14 protein-coding genes are annotated in these 18494 nt (G+C 49.4%); 5 read left to right on the plus strand and 9 right to left on the minus strand.

Annotated elements, in window-relative coordinates; translation table 11 throughout:
• Positions 1 to 276: 276 nt before the first annotated feature.
• Positions 277 to 1455: a cyclopropane fatty acyl phospholipid synthase gene (gene cfa, locus FNL37_RS08015; protein ID WP_159355756.1), complete on the plus strand. Its 1179-nt coding sequence runs from the start codon at positions 277 to 279 to the stop codon at positions 1453 to 1455.
• A 368-nt stretch (positions 1456 to 1823) separates the two neighbouring features.
• Here cfa and FNL37_RS08020 read toward each other — a convergent pair whose 3' ends face one another.
• Both FNL37_RS08020 and FNL37_RS08025 read right to left on the minus strand, forming a co-directional pair.
• Positions 1824 to 3095: an OmpP1/FadL family transporter gene (locus FNL37_RS08020; protein WP_159355757.1), complete on the minus strand. Its 1272-nt coding sequence runs from the start codon at positions 3093 to 3095 to the stop codon at positions 1824 to 1826.
• 39 nt (positions 3096 to 3134) lie between these two features.
• The gene (locus tag FNL37_RS08025; RefSeq protein WP_159355758.1) at positions 3135 to 5381 is read right to left on the minus strand and encodes a putative bifunctional diguanylate cyclase/phosphodiesterase; all 2247 of its coding nucleotides are present in this window, start codon (positions 5379 to 5381) and stop codon (positions 3135 to 3137) included.
• Between the two features lie 333 nt (positions 5382 to 5714).
• On the opposite strand from FNL37_RS08025, the gene FNL37_RS08030 reads away from it, so the two are divergent.
• On the plus strand, positions 5715 to 6041 hold the full coding sequence (locus FNL37_RS08030; protein WP_015829922.1) for a cupin domain-containing protein: 327 nt from the start codon (positions 5715 to 5717) through the stop codon (positions 6039 to 6041).
• 166 nt (positions 6042 to 6207) lie between these two features.
• On the opposite strand, the gene FNL37_RS14100 is transcribed toward FNL37_RS08030, so the two are convergent.
• Positions 6208 to 6603 carry a hypothetical protein gene (locus FNL37_RS14100; protein ID WP_015829921.1) on the minus strand — a complete coding sequence of 132 codons (396 nt, stop codon included), beginning with the start codon at positions 6601 to 6603 and terminating at the stop codon, positions 6208 to 6210.
• 153 nt (positions 6604 to 6756) lie between these two features.
• Between FNL37_RS14100 and FNL37_RS08040 the strand changes: the two genes are divergently transcribed.
• Positions 6757 to 7218, plus strand: coding sequence for a YdiL family protein (locus FNL37_RS08040; RefSeq protein WP_041362115.1), 462 nt, complete (start codon positions 6757 to 6759; stop codon positions 7216 to 7218).
• Positions 7219 to 7677: 459 nt separating this feature from the next.
• On the opposite strand, the gene FNL37_RS08045 is transcribed toward FNL37_RS08040, so the two are convergent.
• The 3 genes from FNL37_RS08045 to FNL37_RS08055 all read right to left on the minus strand — a co-directional run bounded on the left by FNL37_RS08045 (position 7678) and on the right by FNL37_RS08055 (position 11830).
• Positions 7678 to 8139, minus strand: coding sequence for a hypothetical protein (locus FNL37_RS08045; protein ID WP_159355759.1), 462 nt, complete (start codon positions 8137 to 8139; stop codon positions 7678 to 7680).
• Between the two features lie 240 nt (positions 8140 to 8379).
• Entirely contained in the window at positions 8380 to 10908 is a 2529-nt protein-coding gene (locus FNL37_RS08050; protein WP_159355760.1) for a methyl-accepting chemotaxis protein, read from the minus strand.
• A gap of 337 nt (positions 10909 to 11245) precedes the next feature.
• Positions 11246 to 11830: a DNA-3-methyladenine glycosylase I gene (locus FNL37_RS08055; RefSeq protein WP_159355761.1), complete on the minus strand. Its 585-nt coding sequence runs from the start codon at positions 11828 to 11830 to the stop codon at positions 11246 to 11248.
• Positions 11831 to 11920: 90 nt separating this feature from the next.
• On the opposite strand from FNL37_RS08055, the gene FNL37_RS08060 reads away from it, so the two are divergent.
• Together FNL37_RS08060 and umuC are read left to right on the plus strand one after the other, a co-directional pair.
• Positions 11921 to 12358: a LexA family protein gene (locus tag FNL37_RS08060; protein ID WP_159355762.1), complete on the plus strand. Its 438-nt coding sequence runs from the start codon at positions 11921 to 11923 to the stop codon at positions 12356 to 12358.
• Positions 12336 to 13628 (plus strand): translesion error-prone DNA polymerase V subunit UmuC, encoded by a 1293-nt coding sequence (gene umuC, locus FNL37_RS08065; protein ID WP_159355763.1) that lies wholly within the window; start codon positions 12336 to 12338, stop codon positions 13626 to 13628. Before FNL37_RS08060 ends, umuC begins: the two co-directional genes overlap by 23 nt.
• A gap of 267 nt (positions 13629 to 13895) precedes the next feature.
• Here the strand turns inward: umuC and FNL37_RS08070 are convergent, their stop codons facing one another.
• The 3 genes from FNL37_RS08070 to FNL37_RS08080 form a co-directional block, all read right to left on the minus strand.
• The gene (locus FNL37_RS08070; RefSeq protein ID WP_159355764.1) at positions 13896 to 15599 is read right to left on the minus strand and encodes an autotransporter family protein; all 1704 of its coding nucleotides are present in this window, start codon (positions 15597 to 15599) and stop codon (positions 13896 to 13898) included.
• A gap of 128 nt (positions 15600 to 15727) precedes the next feature.
• Positions 15728 to 16423, minus strand: a complete 696-nt coding sequence (locus FNL37_RS08075) for a response regulator transcription factor (protein WP_159355765.1) — start codon at positions 16421 to 16423, stop codon at positions 15728 to 15730.
• On the minus strand, positions 16408 to 18207 hold the full coding sequence (locus tag FNL37_RS08080) for a sensor histidine kinase (RefSeq protein WP_159355766.1): 1800 nt from the start codon (positions 18205 to 18207) through the stop codon (positions 16408 to 16410). Before FNL37_RS08080 ends, FNL37_RS08075 begins: the two co-directional genes overlap by 16 nt.
• Positions 18208 to 18494 lie beyond the last annotated feature (287 nt).

The raw sequence follows: 18494 nt of genomic DNA on the forward strand, positions 1-18494 counted from the left end.
ATGTCAGACAGCGGATTTAAACGCCTGGCATGCCATCCGGGCTCTTGAAATCCCCATTCGCTGGTAATACCCTTTAAAAAAACAGAACGCATATCCCTCGGGCTCCCTGCCTCAAGGATTTAGCTGGCATTGGTATTGCTAGGATTAACCCCATATATTCATGTAAAGCTTCGTTCTATATCGCCTTGGCCGTTGCAGGCTTCAGGCAAACGCGTTCATCCAGTTCTTGTTGATGCTTAACCGTGGCGCCCTGCGCCGCCTTAGTCATGGGAGTGAATGGTTGTGCACAAGCTAACAGAAACCACGCCGTTTTTTCATCAACCATCGCGGCCGCAACCTGAGCCGCCGCGGGTGATCAGCGACCTTCTGGCCGATGTCGGGCTTTCCATCAATGGCAACCAGCCATGGGATATCCAGATCTACGATGAAAAAGTCTACCGGATGATTCTGTACAAAGGCTCGCTGGGATTTGGCGTGGCCTATATGGAAGGCTTGTGGGAAGCAGAACAGCTGGATGAAACCTTTCATCGCCTGCTGAGCGCGGATCTGGATCGCAAGTTGAAAGGCTGGGCTCGTGTTCGCTTATTGACGGAAGCCGTGCGCCATCGCATCTTCAATTTGCAGTCGCAAGAGCGCGCATTTACCGTGGCCCACAAACATTATGACATCGGCAACGATGTATTCGAGGCCATGCTCGACTCCACCATGAGCTACTCCTGTGCCTATTGGGAGCACGCCGACAATCTGGAACAAGCCCAGCAGCACAAGCTCGACATGATCTGCCGCAAGCTGGCGCTAAAGCCAGGTGAGCATCTGCTGGAAATCGGCTGCGGCTGGGGCGGCCTCGCGCGCTATGCGGCGGAGCATTATGGCGTGAATGTCACCGGCATTACTGTTTCCAAAGAACAACAAGCATTGGCCCAGCAACGTTGCGCGCACTTACCCGTTGAGATCAGGCTCATGGATTATCGTGATCTGCGCGGGCAGTACGACAAAATTGTGTCCGTTGGCATGTTTGAGCATGTGGGGCCCAAGAACTATTCAGTCTACTTTCAGCAAGCGCACGACCTGCTCAAGCAGGATGGGTTATTCCTGCTGCATACCATAGGCAATTATGTGACGGCGCCCAACACCGATGCATGGATAGACAATTACATCTTTCCCAATGGCAAGATTCCGTCGGCTAACGAAATCTCGCACGCCATTGAAGACAAATTCATCCTCGAAGACTGGCACAACTTCGGACAGGATTACGACCGCACGCTCATGAGTTGGTGGCAGAACTTCAACGAGGCCTGGCCTACGCTTTCAGAGCAATATGGCGAGCGCTTTTATCGCATGTGGCGCTATTACCTGATGTGTTGCGCGGGCTACTTCCGCTCGCGGCAAGGCCAGCTATGGCAGCTGGTATTGAGCAAACGTGAAAAGAGGCAGGTTTATCGCTCTGTCCGCTAGCGCATACGCGTCAAAAGCCAGTAGAATCGATAGACAAAAAAATACCCGCCGTTGGGGAAACGACGGGTATATAACGAAGGGTTGTGCAATACTTCTATTAGGGAATGAAAATATTGCAGAACCAATGGTATATATTTCCCGCTCATGCTCTCAGACGAGTTTGTCTGTCGACCTTGTAGGATTAGTCCTACAAGCCTTGACTGCCAATAAAACGCCGTTTGAGAGCATTTATTTTTTTATGGATTATCAATTACTTAATAAGTAATGCTTACTATCCACATAGGGTTTGATAGCTAATTCTAAAAATGTAACAGTTTGTAAAAGTTTTAAAACCCCGGCTTCTCTCCGCTCGTTCATCTCATTTTTTATTAAAACCGCCTGCTCCACTGTACGGAAACAATATTGACGTCGCTGTCATAACTTCCGGTAATACGGCCATTAAAGCCGGCAGATGCACTACTCTGGTTGTCATCTATACGCGCATCCCTTAAAAACAAATGGGCATAGCCCACATCAAGACGGTCCTTTTCTGAAAAGGCCCAGCCTGCGCCCAGGGTGAGCCAAAGCCGGTCATTGCCCGGAATGCGCGTGGTGCGATCACGCTCGTTCATGGCTTCTTCATCGTAAGCCAGACCGGCACGCAGCTTCCATTGCGGGTTATACCGATAGCTGACACCGATCGAATAGCGCATGGTGTTGCGCCAGTTTTCCGGGGTCAGGCTAAGCACAGTGCCGTTGCTATTGAGAATCCGCAATTCATTGAACTGGCTCCAGCGCGTCCAGCTGATATCACCCAGCAGCTCCCATTGTTCATTCACATGATGAACAGCGCTCAAGGACAGGGATTCAGGCAAATCCAGATTGGCGCTGATCTTGCCGTTATTGGCCGCCAGCGCCTGTCCGAACTTCACCGTGCCCTCCAGATGCTGCACTACGCGCGAACGGTAAGTAAGGCCAATGCGCGTATCGCTGGCTGGCTGATAGATGGCGCCGAGGTTAAACCCATAGCCCCAGTCATCGCCTGAAATATTGGCCGTGCTCTCACTCGTGACCAGGTTGACCGCGCGCGTCAGCTCGGCATCGGCATACATCACCGATACACCCAAGCCCAGTGACAAGCGATCATTGACCCGAAATGCCACGGCGGGGTTGATGTTGTATGTTTTGAGTTCCGACTTCACGGCCTGAAAGCGGCCTATCCAGTCCTTGTCATATTCCGTTTTGAGGCCAAAAGGTGCGTTCACGGCAATACCAATCCGTATGTCCGGCGTGACCACATGCGAGTAATAAAAATTGGGTACTACCGCCCAGCTGCCGAGGTCACCGCCTTCCCCAGTCCCGGGCCGGCCCAAGGCACTCACCGAGCCCTCGTTGTTGAAATGGCCCGATGGGCGAATGGCATGCGCCCCCACCACCAGTTGCGATTGCGGCAGATAGACCATCCCGGCCGGATTGAAATACACCGTGGTGGCATCCTCCGCACCGGCGGCGGCGCCGGCATAGGCATTGCCCATGGCGCTCACGCTTTGCTCAATCAGCGAAAAGCCTGCGCCATGTGCCGCCGAGGGCAGGAGAATGGGAATCGCCACCACCGAAAGTGTCCTGAACAGCAGACCCATCGTAACCTGATTATTCCGCATAATCCCCCCGCTTTTTTATTTTAGTAAGGTGTCTGGTGTTTAAAGTGTGTGCTCAAATACCGATAACTCACTGGGTCTGCCATACAGATACCCCTGATAGGCATGGCAGCCCACCTGCTCAAGAAACGCCTGCTGATACGGCTCCTCTATGCCCTCTGCAATCACATCCAGCCCCAGGTTTTTACCCATGGCGACGATGGTTTGCACAATCACGGCGCTGTCGTTTTTGGGCGCATTGTCCTGGATCTCGCGCACAAAGCTCTGGTCTATCTTCAGCGAGTCCAGCGGCAAGCGCAGCAATAGTGAAAGCGAAGAGTAGCCTAGCCCAAAGTCATCCATGGAAAGCGAAACGCCGATACTTTTGAGTGCCTGCATCTTGCTGACAATGTCATCAATATTCTGAATCACCAGACTTTCCGTCAGCTCCAGCACCAGCAATTTTTCATTGCAGCCGCTTTCCAGCAAGGCATGGCGCACTTGCTCGACAAAATCTGCCTGCCCGAACTGCATCGCGCTGACATTGACGGACAGTCGCAGCTGGCTGGTCTTGGCATGGTGGCTCCACTTGCCCAACTGCATGCAGGCTTGCTGCAGCACCCAGTTGCCAATAGGAATAATCATGCCGGACTCCTCTGCCAGCGGAATAAACTCCCCGGGCGGCACCATGCCACGTTCGGGGTGGTGCCAGCGCAGTAACACCTCCGCGCCCGTTGTCCGCAATTCGCCATCCACTTGAGGCTGGTAATAAAGCTCAAACTGGCCCAGCGACAGGGCAAAACGCAGGTCATTTTTGAGGCTGGCCCGTGAATCAATCACCGGCAGCATGCTCTCATCAAAAAAGCGATAGTTGTTGCGGCCCGCCCTTTTGGTCTCATACATGGCGGCATCGGCGCGCTTGAGCACCTCTTCCACGTGCATGCCCTGACGATAAAACATGCAAATGCCAATGCTGGCAGAGCATTGATGCTTGTAATTCCCCAAGTCAAACGGCAGGCTGATATCGGCAAGAATCTTTTCGGCAATCTGGCTGGCGGTCTGGATGGCGGCGCCTTCATCGCGGCCAATGTCTTCCAGCAACAAGACAAACTCATCCCCGCCAATGCGCGCCACCGTGTCGTGATTTCTCACGGCACGCAGCAAACGCGCCGCTACCTCTTTCAGCAGCAAATCACCAAACGCATGGCCGCGGCTGTCGTTCAGGGTCTTGAAGTTATCCAAATCAATAAACATCAGGCCGCCAATGCGATGGGAGCTTCGACTATTGTTAAGCGCCTGCGAGAGCCGCTCCATCAATAGCCGGCGATTGGGCAGATTGGTCAAGGCATCAAAATACGCCAGGCGCTCAATCTCATCCTGCGCCTTCTTGTAAGCCGTTTCATCCTGAATCAGCGAGGCAAACCCGATAATGCGGTTCTGGTCATTCTTGATCGCGGTATTGAACCATTCGCAATGAATCACCCGGCCATCACGCCGCACATTGTCATGCTGCCAATGCTGACCGCCGGCCTCATGCGCCAGCTTGCTCATGATGTCCTGCGCCATCATCTGTCCGTCGGGGGGCACAATAAAGCTCATGTGCCGCCCCAACGCCTCCGACGGCGGATAGCCGAAGATATGCTCGGCAGCGGCATTCCAGGAGGTGACCCTGAAATTCAGATCCCACTCAATCACGGCAAGCGGGGTATGGTCGATATGCAGCTTCTGGCGCTGAGCCATCGCATTGATGGCCTCCTGGCTCTCGTGCGCCATGATGCGCAACACGATGTTTTCACGTAGCCGATTGGCTAATTTAAAGCTGGCAATGGTGACATATAAGATAAACAGCAGCAGATTGACGGCCATCAGCATGGAGAAGTGATTGCCGCCCCAGAAAAACCGAGGCAAGCCCAGCAGTATCAAACCACCCGCAAAAGCATAGGCGGTAGGCTTATCGGTGGCATACGCCATGACGGCGCCGCCACACACCCCTGCCAGTGCCAGCGTCAGAAAAGCCTGATGCGCTGTATCGTGAGGATAAAAAAGGAAAATGCCAGACAGGCCCCAGGCAATACCGCACAACCCCGACAAGGCGCGGAACCAGTTAAGCCAGAACCCTGGAGGATAAGCATGCACAGGCGTGCGCTTGTATACCCAGACCAGCGCCTTGCGCAAGCCATAGACAATCAGAAAAAATGTCATCCAGGCCAGGCATACCGCCAGTGGAACTACATCCAACTGCACGTACACCAGCAAACTTGCCACAATCGCCGCAAACACAAACGACCGCGTGCTACTGGCGTAGAGCATCTCCACGATTTCCAGCGTTAAATCTGAATGCTTACCCGAATATAACAATGCTTCTGGCGACGGCCGATATCCATTCCCTGACATACCCTCTCCGCACTGATCTTATTATTTTTTTACTGTTAATTAAGGTATCGTCGCATGTGCTTTTTTCTTTAATAATCCTCATGCAGACAAGTACATGCTACTCCTCTACTGCGAATACAGCACGTCATTGCTTTCGCATGAAAATCTGCACAACATGGCATGCATAAGCACACGAGCAAGCGCAATTGCACTACCATACGCATGCGTTGCACCATGAACCACGAAAACCAGACAGGACATCACAAGCACATGAGCAAGATCATCGTTGAACACAATCCATCCAAAGACCATCTGGCCACGCTGGGCGTCACCAAATGGCCTACCTGGAAAAAAGAAGTCTCCGTATTTCCATGGGTATTCCCCGAGCAAGAGGTTGCCTACCTGCTGGAAGGCGAATGCATCGCCACGCTGGAAAATGGTGACACCGTCAAATTCGGCAAAGGCGATCTCGTCACCTTCCCTGCCGGCCTGAAAATTCAGTGGGAAGTAAAACAGCCTCTCTACAAACACTACAAGCTTGATGGCAACGCCCTGACCCAGGTCTTCAGGAGAATCCTGCTCAAAATCAAAGGCTAACCCCAGGCGCCAAGAGCCTTGGCCTGCCATTAGGCAATAAAAAAGCCCCATGCAAGCATGGGGCTTTTTTTATGGGATTACGCCTGAGTGTAATCAGTGATGCCTCAGTTCAGCGCTTGATCTGCACGCTGATCGGGTCGCACAGTGGTACTCAGGCAATCCGCATTTAACTTAATGTTTTCTTCTTGCTGGCAGGCTTCTTCGCTGGCGATTCTGCTTTTTGTGCCGCAGGCGTTACCGCCTCTTTCTCAGCCACGGCCTTCTTGACCGCTGCTTTGACGGCAGCAGGCGCTTCTTCCACCGCCTGCTTGGATGACTTGGCTTTCACCTTGGGCTCGGCATCCGCCTTGCTTTTAGCCTTGATGGCATGCATGCGTGCACGCCACTCATGCAGCTGCTCATCCTCGATTTCCAGCTGAATCGCCAGGGCCTCTTCCTTGCTGAGCTTGTCTTTTTGCAGACGGCGTGGCAACTTACCTGCCATTCTGGAAAGCAAACGCTCCTGCTCTTCCGCACTCAGCTTTTTGGCCTGCTCCAAATACTCCGGACTACTCATCTTCATAACTACCCCCGATTTACATCATAAATTCAAGGGCTCAAGTCTATAGCAAGGCGCCACACGCATGCGTTACAGTTTTGCGTCACTTTAATGACAACTCGACATCACCCCAACAAAAAAGCCTGATTCGCCCACGCAACAAGGTAAAATCACCCCATGAACGGAACCACCCTACAAGCACTCCGCCTCTCACTAGGCTACACCCCGCAAGAAGCCGCCTACATGGTCGCCGCCGTCCCCCTCGCCACATGGAAAAACTGGGAAAGCAACGCCCAGCCTATCCCCGACGAAATAGAAAATACCCTGCGCAAGCTCGTCAGCTACAAACGCCAGCTGATTGAAGAAGCCCGTGGCCAACTTCTGCACATCTGCAACGTGCAAGGCATGCCCGAGTCACTCACCCTAACCTACTACGGCACCGAAACCGACTGGCTCACACAACAAGACGCCACCGCCGTGCAATGGAAACCCCACTGCATGGCCATGGCCGCCCTGGCGGAAGAGTTTCCCGTGATTGAGTTAGTGCTGTTTGACAACAACGCCTACCAAAGCTGGCTAGATGGCCGCCTGGATAGCCAATTGATGCGAGATCAGTGGGCGTCGGTGGTGACGCGATGAGATGAGTATGCAAATAAAATGGCGATTAATTTATCAAGTGCGAATTACTTAAAGAGCATCATCAGGCGCACACTCACTACTTATGCTAATTACCCTGAGTGATCTAAACTCCTCCCCTTCTGTTGTAATACGCAAGCACTTATCACCTTTAACGTAGTTGAATATAAAAAAGCTTTTGTTATCTACAGAACAACTCTCAAGCTCATAAAATTTTCTACTTATAATATATTTCTCAAACCCAATGTAATCATATTCGTTTACTCTATGCATTCTCTTCGGTTGCCAACCTTCAGACAAAAGACGATCTCTTTTTTTTAAAAAAATGAACCAACCTCCCCACCCCATATTGCGTCAACATTAGCAGAATATGAGACATTTAACGTACAAAAAAATATAAAAAATAAGGCAATATAAAGTTGAATATATACCATTTTAAATTAGAAATTATAACGGGATTTTTTATTCTGATTTTATCAAATAAAAATTATTGTTTTTGAACTCATAAAAATCAGTCGAAAAAGCACCAAGCTCAAAACTATCTTTGTCTATTCTCCTACCTCTTATGATAAGCAACCGACTACTTTTTTTATAAACTATCTCGAACTCCGATTCAGCACTGTCAGAAGTATCATACATAGCTGGAAGTTGGCTCACTACTTTTCCACTCTTTGTATCTATCACCCCACCATAAAGGCAACCACCACCACATGCATATGTAAAAATAATATATTTTCCAGAAAAGTTTACTGGTTGTTTATAAGCATTAATTAAGATAGTTTTTATTGATCTATTTTCTTTCGAAACAACAAGATTATTTTTTTTAAAATCGGTTACCAATGGAGCTGGATATTTTTCAAATTCATCTTGAGCATATATGTTTATTGAGAAAAAAAATAATATAAATATAAGTAAATTTTTCATATCCTAATAATTAATTTTCACCCTTCGATGTTTTTAATGCCTTAATCATTTCCTCGGGCGTCAAATGCGCCTTATTAAGACCATCTCCTGAATAATATGACTCGCCACCCTGTGCAATTCGCCCGCCAGATATTTTTTTCCAGCCATAACTCCGGCAGATGAAAATTCCTTTGCCCAGTCATATATAGCCTCATCGATTGTTTCACTGCCTTCAGGGTAATCATAGCATTCCAATCAAGATTATCCCGCAGTGAAACTCAATTGACGCACATTGGAAGACTGAGCTGGGTCAGTCTTGAATTTCAAGACGGCGCCAACCAGATTATCCGCTTGCTCCATTAAGGATTCGGCGGCGGCGGCAGCTTCTTCAACTAACGCGGCATTTTGCTGCGTGACCTGATCCATCAATGTGATCGCGTTATTGACTTGATTGATACCGGAGCTCTGCTCAGCCGATGCCGCTGCAATTTCGGCAATAATCTGTGCCACGCGTTTAAACGCAGTCACTGTTTCATCTATCGTCTTTCCCGCGGCTTCCACTTGCCTTGTCCCATCAATCGTTTTCGAAACCGAGGCCGTTATAAGCTCTTTAATTTCTTTTGCGGCGGTAGATGAACGTTGTGCCAGGTTACGAACTTCTTCTGCGACGACGGCAAAGCCTCGGCCATTTTCCCCGGCTCGTGCCGCTTCCACCGCTGCATTCAATGCGAGGATATTGGTTTGAAATGAAATGCCATTAATGACACTGATAATTTCTTCAATCTGGTGCGCGCTGGAGTTAATGTCGCTCATGGTGTTAATCACTTCGCTCATGGCCTCGCCGCCCTTGACCGCGATACTGGAGGCTTCATTGGCAAGTTCGTTGGCATGTCTTGCGTTGTCGGCATTCTGCTTTACCGTAGAGGCCAGCTCTTCCATGCTGCTGGCGGTTTCTTCCAGGGAGCTGGCCTGCTCTTCCGTGCGTTGAGAGAGGTCATTGTTTCCGTTGGATATTTCGCTGGCGCCTTGATTGATGGTTTCGGCAGCCAGCTTCACGACAACTATCGGGTCCGCAATTAATTGCAGGGTTTGGTTAATTCCCTCCACAATTTTCTTGAAATCCCCTTCATGCTGGCGAGTATCCGCCCTCACATAAATGCGGCCATCCTCAGCGGCATCGACCAATACTTTGGTGTCCTGAATAAGGCGATTAATGGCGAGAATACAGGTATTCAAATTGGATTTAATGATGTTGAAATCGCCTTTGAATTCCTCATTAATCGACTTGGGTATTGAGCCTTGTGATATCTGGCTGATGTAGGAGGCGGCAATATTCAATGGGCCGATCACCCCGTCCAGAGTGGCGTTAACGCCATCGACAATTTTTCTATATTCGCCAAAGTGTTTCTGAGCATCGGCTCTAATCGCCAAATTACCTTCTGCAGCACTAGCCGCCAGTAATGACGCATCTTCAACCAGGCCATTGATGGCATCTATGCACTGGTTGATATTGAGCTTCAGGCGCTCGAAATCTCCATGGAATGATTGATCAATCTTCTTGGGAATACTTCCCTTGGATAGATCGTCGATATATTGGGCGGCCAGATTCAAAGGCCCGATCACGGCATCCAGTGTATGGTTGAACCCATCCACAATCCGCTTGAAATCTCCCTGATGCTTCGCGGCATCCACGCGTACAGAAAGGTTACCTTCCTGAGCGGCTTTTGCCAGGGTATCAACGTCGACAATCAGGTGTTTGAGGTTATTGCGCACCTGCTCAATTGTGTCGTTTATAAAGGCTTGCTTCCCGGGGAAGAGCTCTAATGGCGCGTTGAAATTTCCCTCGCCAAACTCCAGCACCACCTTGAGTGCCCGACGATTGAGGTCAATATGATCGGCGACCATATTGTTCACCCCTGCGACCATGGCCTGGTAAGCACCTTGAAACTTTTCCGCCGCGACATGCACATCAATGTCGCCAGCCTTGTGCGCAAAAGACATTTGCTGAACATCCGAGATAAACGTGTTAATTGTTCTGGCCATGGATTGCATCTCGATCAGCAGCTGACCCGTTTCATCGCGATGTACCGGAATGGAAGTTTCTTCCAATTGGCCATGCGAAATTTTTTTTGCCATTTGCAGAGCTTTGTTTAATGGCTTGGTAATGGAATGGGTCAGTATCCAGGCGATCAAGAACCCCATGATTAATATAATCACCGACAATATGACCACCCACTTGATGGCGGCACTTACCGTCGCTTTCATATGGGCTGAAGCAATCGAAGTATTACGATGATTAAGCTCCAGCAGCTCCGCGAGCGCAGCATTCACGGGTTTGTCAGCACCTTTGACGGATTTATCCAGCGTAACAATATCCGTCCCCGCAAGCTTCAGCTGCATGACCTGCGCCTGTGCCGCCTTGTAATCGGCCACACCCTTTGAGATTTTTTCCAGCAAGAGAGACTCTTCGTCTGACATCGCACCCAGGCGCTTATAGCTTTCCATGCCTTTTTCAATATTCGCCATGCTCTGCGCAAATTTACCCGCGTATTCCCCGCCGCGCAGAATGTAATTTTTAAAATAATGTATCCCATCTGCGAGGCCTTTAGAGGCGGTGTCGATGGCATCGCGCTTTTGCAAGGTTATGGACTCAAAACCTTCCCATGTTCGGCTTACATCATTCACCTGCAAAACGGCGAACACTGAGCTGCCAATCATTAATGTCATGATGACGACGAAGCCTATGGATAGCCTGGTACCCACACGAAAATTCTGTAGTTTGGAGAGCATATGCAACCTCTAATAGGTAGGATTGACGTACAGAAATTAAAAGGATCAACTACTTATCGTCAATTTATAGATAAACCTTAGATGAACTATTTATGACAATTTGATGAAATGCGGGCGGGCTGACGAAGGGGGGAGACCAATCCGTATGATGGATCAGCGGATAGCGCCCTGCGCCATTGAGCGAGGTCTTTAGTTAACCAATAGAGCGCTACGCTATGAATATCAATAGCGAGTAAGGTATTCGAGGCTAGCTGGGGGGAGTGTAAGAGACGCGGATGGAGAAATCAGCAAAGCTGAGTGTGCGGGGACAATAGTTCAGTGAAGGTGGAGGCCGGCCTTAATCAGACGTTACGGGGGTTTTCCTACTCCGACAAAAACAGTCCGCCGCATGATCATTCACAATACCTACGGCTTGCATCCAGGCATATACAATCGTCGGCCCCACGAACTTGAAGCCCCTTTTCTTGAATTCCTTTGAGATGCGCTCGGAGAGCGGGGAATTCGCCACCCAGCTTTGACCATCGCCCTCGATCAGCTTGCCATCCGTAAACGACCAGCAAAAATCAAGGAAGCTTTCCCCACGACTTTCCATTTCACAGTAAATCTGCGCCCCACGAATCGTCGCCTCAATCTTGGCCCTGGCGCGGATGATGCCAGGGTTCGCCATCAATCGCAGAATGTCACTCTCCCCGTAGCTCGCCACCTTCACAGGATCAAAGTTGGCAAATGCCTGGCGAAAAGCCTCACGCTTGCGAAGCACCGTAATCCATGACAACCCCGCCTGAAAACCCTCCAGCATCAGCGTTTCCCACAACAAACGTGAGTCATGGATGGGTATAGCCCACTCGGTGTCGTGGTAGGTTTGCATCAGCGGGTCGCCTTCGGCCCACGAGCAGCGGATAATCGGTTGATTGGTGGTCATTTTTATCGATAGTTATTCATATGTTATTAAGCTGGACACTACCATCGCTGACTGTTAGCATCCACTGTACGATTGTACAATTCGCCAGCCATGAAAACCACCCCTTCCGCCAGCGATCAGGATTTATTCCATATCCCTTTGCCTTTTTACGATATTCCCGTTTCGGCCGGGCAATCCCGCTTTCCTTCTCCGGCACAGGATTACGAGATAGCCGAGATTGACCTGAACAAGCAGCTGATTACCAACCCACCTGCTACGTTCTTAACCCGGGTAACCGGGGATTCCATGACTGGCGTGGGCATTTATCCAGGCTCGATTCTGGTGGTAAATCGCGCGCTCAAGCCTCGCTCTTCAAGCATTGTCGTGGTATTGCTGGATGGGGAGTTGATGGTGAAGCGGCTTTATAAACATGCCGGGGTGGTAAAACTACTATCGGAGAATCCAACGTATGCGCCGATTACGCTGACTGAAGGGCAGGAGCTGATGATCTGGGGAGTGGTGACCTATGTCATTACCGCAACCACTTAAATCGGTGTATGCGCTCGCGGATGCCAACTCGTTTTATGCCTCTTGCGAAAAGGTATTCAGGCCCGAGCTGGAAGGCAAGCCGGTGGTGGTGCTCTCGAATAACGATGGCTGTGTGATTGCACAAAGCAAGGAAGCCAAGGCCGCGCTTGCGCTGTATATGTGCCGTCCCTGGTTTGAGGTAAAAGAGGCCGCCGAGCAAATTGGCACTATCGCTTTCTCGTCTAATTACGAGTTATACGGGGCGATGAGCAATCGCTTTGTGCAGACGCTCAGGCATTTCAGCCCCCGAGTCGAGGTGTACTCCATCGACGAATCGTTTATGGATATGACTGGTCTCAAGCGCGATCTCAATGTGTATGGTCATGAGATCAAACACACCGTCAGGCAATGGACCGGCTTACCTATTTGCGTAGGGTTTGGTCACTCCAAGACTCTGGCCAAATTGGCCAACCACTGCGCAAAAAAACAGCCTGGATGGGATGGCGTATGCGACCTGACCAGCTTGAGCGTGCCTGAACTTGACCACTTACTTGCATCGTTGGAAATTTCGACGGTCTGGGGAGTAGGTAAACGCCTTGAACGACGGTTACATGCCGTGGGGGTCACTAACGTGCTGCGGCTGAAACATGCGGACCCTAAACGTATCCGTGACAAATTTGGCGTACTGCTGGAACGCACGGTGCGCGAGTTGAATGGCGAAGTATGGCTTGAGTTGGACCAGATGATGCCCGAGGCCAATCAGGTCATGTCATCCCGCTCGTTTGGGCATCGCCTTGATTCGTTAACAGACCTTCAGGCCGCCATCAGCTTTCACGCGGGCAATGCCGCCGAGCGCATGCGCAAAAAAGGGCTATATGCAAACGCCGTGTATGTGTTCATACAGAATAGCCCGCATGACGAAGCCCCTTATTACTGCGGCCAGCAGATGATTGCCCTGCCCTCACCCACCAACAGCACCCAGCAAATTACCAAGGCGGCGTTATGGCTGCTGAATAAAGTTTATCAACCGGGTGTTTACTACCTCAAAGGCGGCGTCATGCTGATGGAGCTGGTGGCAGAAGGCGGCCAGCAACGCGAACTCTTTGGTTTCAGCCAGCAGGACAGTAAAAACCATCGTTTGATGGGGACGATCGACCAGGTGAACGCCAAATATGGCCGGGGCACGGTCAAGACCGCGGCTGAGGGCGTCAGGCAGGATTGGCAGATGCGACGTGTGCTTAAAAGTCCGGGGTATCTACATCAATGGAAGGATTTGCTTAAGGTCAGATAAGCATTTGAAAATTCACCCGCGTTAAGAGTGACGGTATTTTTTTTCAGTATCCGAAATGATCAATTTGAAGATACTGAAAAAAATACCTTCAAGGCTGTGACTCTAAACCATCAGGCAAATAAAAAAAGCCCAAACGGCCTAGGCCATTGGGCTTTTCTTACATCAGCATGAAGTCTTACTAATACTGACAGCTTTACAGCAATGACAGCATTTGGCCGTCTTCTTATATCCGCATCACTGGCTTTGCTGCCTGGCCGCCGAGCGGTATTAGAACTTCCACTGGCCAATTACTTGACCGGTGACAGCACTGTATCCACTTGCCCGTTCCCCATCTAATTGCAGGGACATGGAGAAGGTTTCGCTTTTTTGATAGCGAATGGCTCCCCCCAGGCTGTAAGTATCGCGAGCAATCTCTTGGCCAGGCGTCTTGAATGATGTTCCGCCACCGACAAAACTGGTGGTGGTGTTAACACCATCATTCTTGAAGTCATGGCGCCAGCCAACCTGAACAGAAGGGATCAGGTATGAGCCATTGCTCAAGGCGTGCTCAGTAGAAAACTTGAGTGCTATCAGGCTACGAATACGATCAGCAGATTGATCGTTAAACTTCATGGACAACGGGCCAGCGCCCTTTTCGGTATAACCTTCCTGCTGCAGGTTAATCCACTCCATGCCGACAATAGGGGTAAGTTTTGCCTGATTACCCAAAGCAAATGGATAGCCAACGTTTACACGTGCGGCCCATTGATCACCATTGTAATCACTCGTTGCTACACCGGTAATGGTTGTATCACGTGCACCTTCATAGTTTTGTCTTGCATAGGCAAGCATGCTTTCCAGATACCATTTGCCAAAATTTTTACTTCCATACAGCGTGGCTTGGTAGGTTTTGATATCGCTATGGTCACCATCTCGAAAATTATTCATATTGACGTTGGTGTTGGCATAGGTAAATGCCCCACCGAGCACCCAATTACTTTCCAGCAAGGTGTCCAAACCAAACGCCATGCCTGTCGTGCTCATGTCATAACCGGCAAATCCAGATCGCATGTCCTGATTGCCTCGACCGCCAAACACCTTGGTCCAGAAACCATACTTTTTGCTGTCTCCATTAAACAACTGTGACAAATCACCATTGGAGGCCAACTTGATTTTTCCCGACTGCAACTGGTCTAGCGCGCTCACTTGGAACCCATCCGCACGAAGCGTATCCAGGCGCATTTGCACGGTATCCAGGTTTCCCGTCACTGTTTGGGTGGCAGCAAAGCCCGAGGCCTGACTGGTATTGGGAGCAATTCTTGATAATGCGGCTGCCTGATCCTTATCAGACAACGTTACGAGGCTCGCCAAGGCATCGCTCATGGGAACGTTAGCATTACCCACCAGGCTATCAAGGACAGCGGCAGCGCCACCACTTGTTGCGTTGGAGTTGGGGGTAAACAGGCCTCCGCCCAGAACGGAAGCATCCAATACGACCGTACTGGATAAAATAATGAGGTCAATCGGCTCCCAGGTTTGAGTGGGGCTGCCGATAGGAATATAAGTGAATCGATAGGTGCCTGGAGTCAGGTTGCTGAACGTAGATCCTTGCCAGGCAAGAATGCTGTTGCTATACGAGCCCGTTCCTACCAGCGATGTTCCATCGGAGTAAAAATTGGTGACCCCATCAATCAGACCGGCTGGCTTGTTGGTGACCAATAACGTAAAAGGAGTGGTGACAGAATAACTATTGGGTCCGGTGACTTCCAGGCTGCCTTCAGTAAAATTGACACCGGAATGGTAAGTGCCGTACCAGAAGGTAACAGCGCCTGCGCCCGCATTTTCATAGCCGACAGACGAAGTGTGGGCGTATATATTCGATGAGAATAAAACACTCACCATGGTAGCGATAGTGGCCTTTTGACTTACGCGAAAGGCTGATTTCCGTGCTGTATGCATTTGAACTTCCCCCAAGTATTTTTTATTTCCCATAACGCACTGAGTTCGCCCCGTGCGATCTCGTGATTAAGGGTGTTTATGGGGGGATGCTATCAAAGCCGCTTAAGTTAAAACCTACAAAAACCTACAAGTGTTAAATAATCATGACAATCGTAAAGCGCTCAATCAGCGAGCCCAAGCTCCTCGCATAGCTGATAGCCATAGTTACGGATAGCCCTGATAGGATGAGGCGCGGCTCCAACTTGGACGAGTTTTTTCCTCAGCCGAACGATGGCCACTTCGAGCGAAGCCTTGGTGTACTCACTGCCATGACTCCCCATCAGCTCCAGTAACTGCCAGGATTCAAGTCGATGATCCGCAGCGCGCACAAAGGCAATCAGGGCGGAGGCTTCATGCTGGCTGATTTGCACTACCATTCCAGCCCCTTGCAAAGTCAATGATCGCAGGCAAATCTGGGGGCTTGAGGTATTCGTTTTATGAGACTGCTTTAATCTTCGGGCAAGGGCATTGACGGCCGAGCTTAACTCATCAAGCGAAGTGGGTTTTGTAAGGTAAATGTCCGCCCCACTGTCATAACCCAGCCGTTTATGCTCCGCCAGATTATTTGCGCTCACAATAATAATGCCAATATTGGGATACACATTCCTTATGCGCTGAGTGAGGCTTAAACCACCTTCGCCGGGCAGGTTTAAATCGATGATCATGAGGTCTATCCATTCGATATCCTTACGCTCATACAAAGCCTCGGCACACTCCAGGCCGATGACCTTGTGACCATGGCCAGCCAACGCAGCAACAGTCACGTCGCGCAAGGCATCATGGTCTTCAATTACCACGATATTCAGGTTGGTAGACATACTTGGAATATTATTTTCTGATCTTTAATGTCAGCCATGAGCTCGCCCCCAAGCAGGCTGACTATCTTCCTTGATATATACAGACCCAGGCCAAATCCGGTATAGCGTCTTGCGCCTGGTGCCCGATAGTATTTATCAAAAATTTTATCTATTTCGGGGGTATTGCTTGCCAGCATCTCATTCTCAACAATTACACATAGATGCTTGGGGTATAGATTTCTTTTGCAAGAAGCTCGCACATTCACCATGGAATGGGGCGGCGAATATCGGACAGCATTCTCCAGAAGATTTTTGAACACGATCCGTAACAAAAATCGATCGGTCACTATTTCTTCAATCGCCTCAGCAGAGATATGTACCCTGTCCCGGTAACCCAGTTCCTGGCGCAGCTCATCGATTATCAAAATCACATTGCAAGATCTCTTTGAAACAGGAATAGCATTGCCTTCCAGATTATCGATCTGCGCACAGCTATCAATGATATTGCTAACATCCAGCACCGCTTGATCCGTATGTTTTTTCAATGGATTTTTCACCTGCATGGCATCCAGTGACATACGGATGACAGATAAAGGCGTTTTCAGCTCATGCGTGATCATTGCCATAAAATAACTTTGTTCATCCCTTTTCTGCCGCTCAAATACCAGAGCCTGCTCCGCCAGCTGCAATGCAGCTTTTGCCTGCTTTGCAGTTTTAGTAATCGCTGCCGAACGCGTATGCAGAATGAAATACATGAGCAAAGCGGAAATTAATCCATGAATCAAGGTCGCACTCAAGTTCCACTCGGTAGCAGGAACCCAGCCCAGCAAAGGAAGCATTGAAAGAAGCAACGAGATCATTTGTAAAGTACAGATGACTCTCAGAGTTATGCGACTTGGAATCGCATCTTTAGTCGTGGTATAGGCAAGGAAAACAAACAATACTGCAGCGATCAACACTATCTGCGCATTCGCCTGCAGCACCTCCATCGCATAACCGTGCATTAAGCCATAAACAGCCAATGGGTAAAAAATGCACAAGGCCATCAGCGGACGCAGAAGTATTTTCGGTGGAGAGTAAAGTGCAAATAAACTATAGTAAAAAACAATGCTGATAAACACATTTGTCAGTACAAGAAAACTGGTAACAGCATCATTTAACCATGCTGAATCTGGGGGAATAAACGGTGCGATGTGGCCCGTAATTGCCAGTGAGTAACTAAAATATACCAACTGATAAATAATGAAAAACCCTGTCAGCCTATCCGGTCTTCTGAAAAAATCCTCAACCGCCCAGAATGTGATCCAAAGCATAAAGCCAAGATAGATCATCATGAAAATATCTTGCCGCAGATCATTAACCCTAGCCTCAGCCGGCGGCAATGCCTGCACATGCAACAAAGCACTACTGCTGGTCTGCAATCGCAAATAATAGGTTTTACTCTCCGAACTTCCTGGAACAATAAACCCTAGCGAAGCGGAATTCCGGTCACGATTCTCATATGCATACTTATCGCCTGTCACTCGCTTTATCCATAAATCAGGATTCTTTGAATCAGGGTAATAAAGCGTTATCTCATCCAAATACGTTGGGCGTATACGTAATTCAATATTTTTTTCTTTACTCGGCAGTACTTTTATTTTAAGCCAATGCGCTGCATGGCTATATCCTTTGGTCAGGATAGGTGCAGCCGATTCAAAATCAAGCTGAGAGACTTCTTGAATGGTCAAGGTACCGGCTGCATCCCGCAGATACTCGCGCTGCGCGATGAGATCACTAGCATTAGCAGCACTAACGCTAAACATGCATACAATAAAAAATATCAGGCGATATAGTAAGTTATGTTTATCCACTATTTAGGCATTACAATCATCCAGCATTTCGAGCCAAGTAATGATTGCTAAGCTCCCCCTTTCCCAATAATCGCGGGCGCTTTTCCGCTACCTCTTCTGATTTCCAAAATGAAAAACCACCTTGGATATACACACGATCATTCATCTTAACTAAAAACAATTCGCCTAAAATAAAAAAGCCCAAATAGCGTTTACCATTGGGCTTTTTATCTTACGTCATCTTGCTTTGTACTGCTTTA

The sequence above is a fragment of the Methylovorus glucosotrophus genome (assembly GCF_009858335.1).
Classification (GTDB): Bacteria; Pseudomonadota; Gammaproteobacteria; order Burkholderiales; family Methylophilaceae; genus Methylovorus; species Methylovorus glucosotrophus.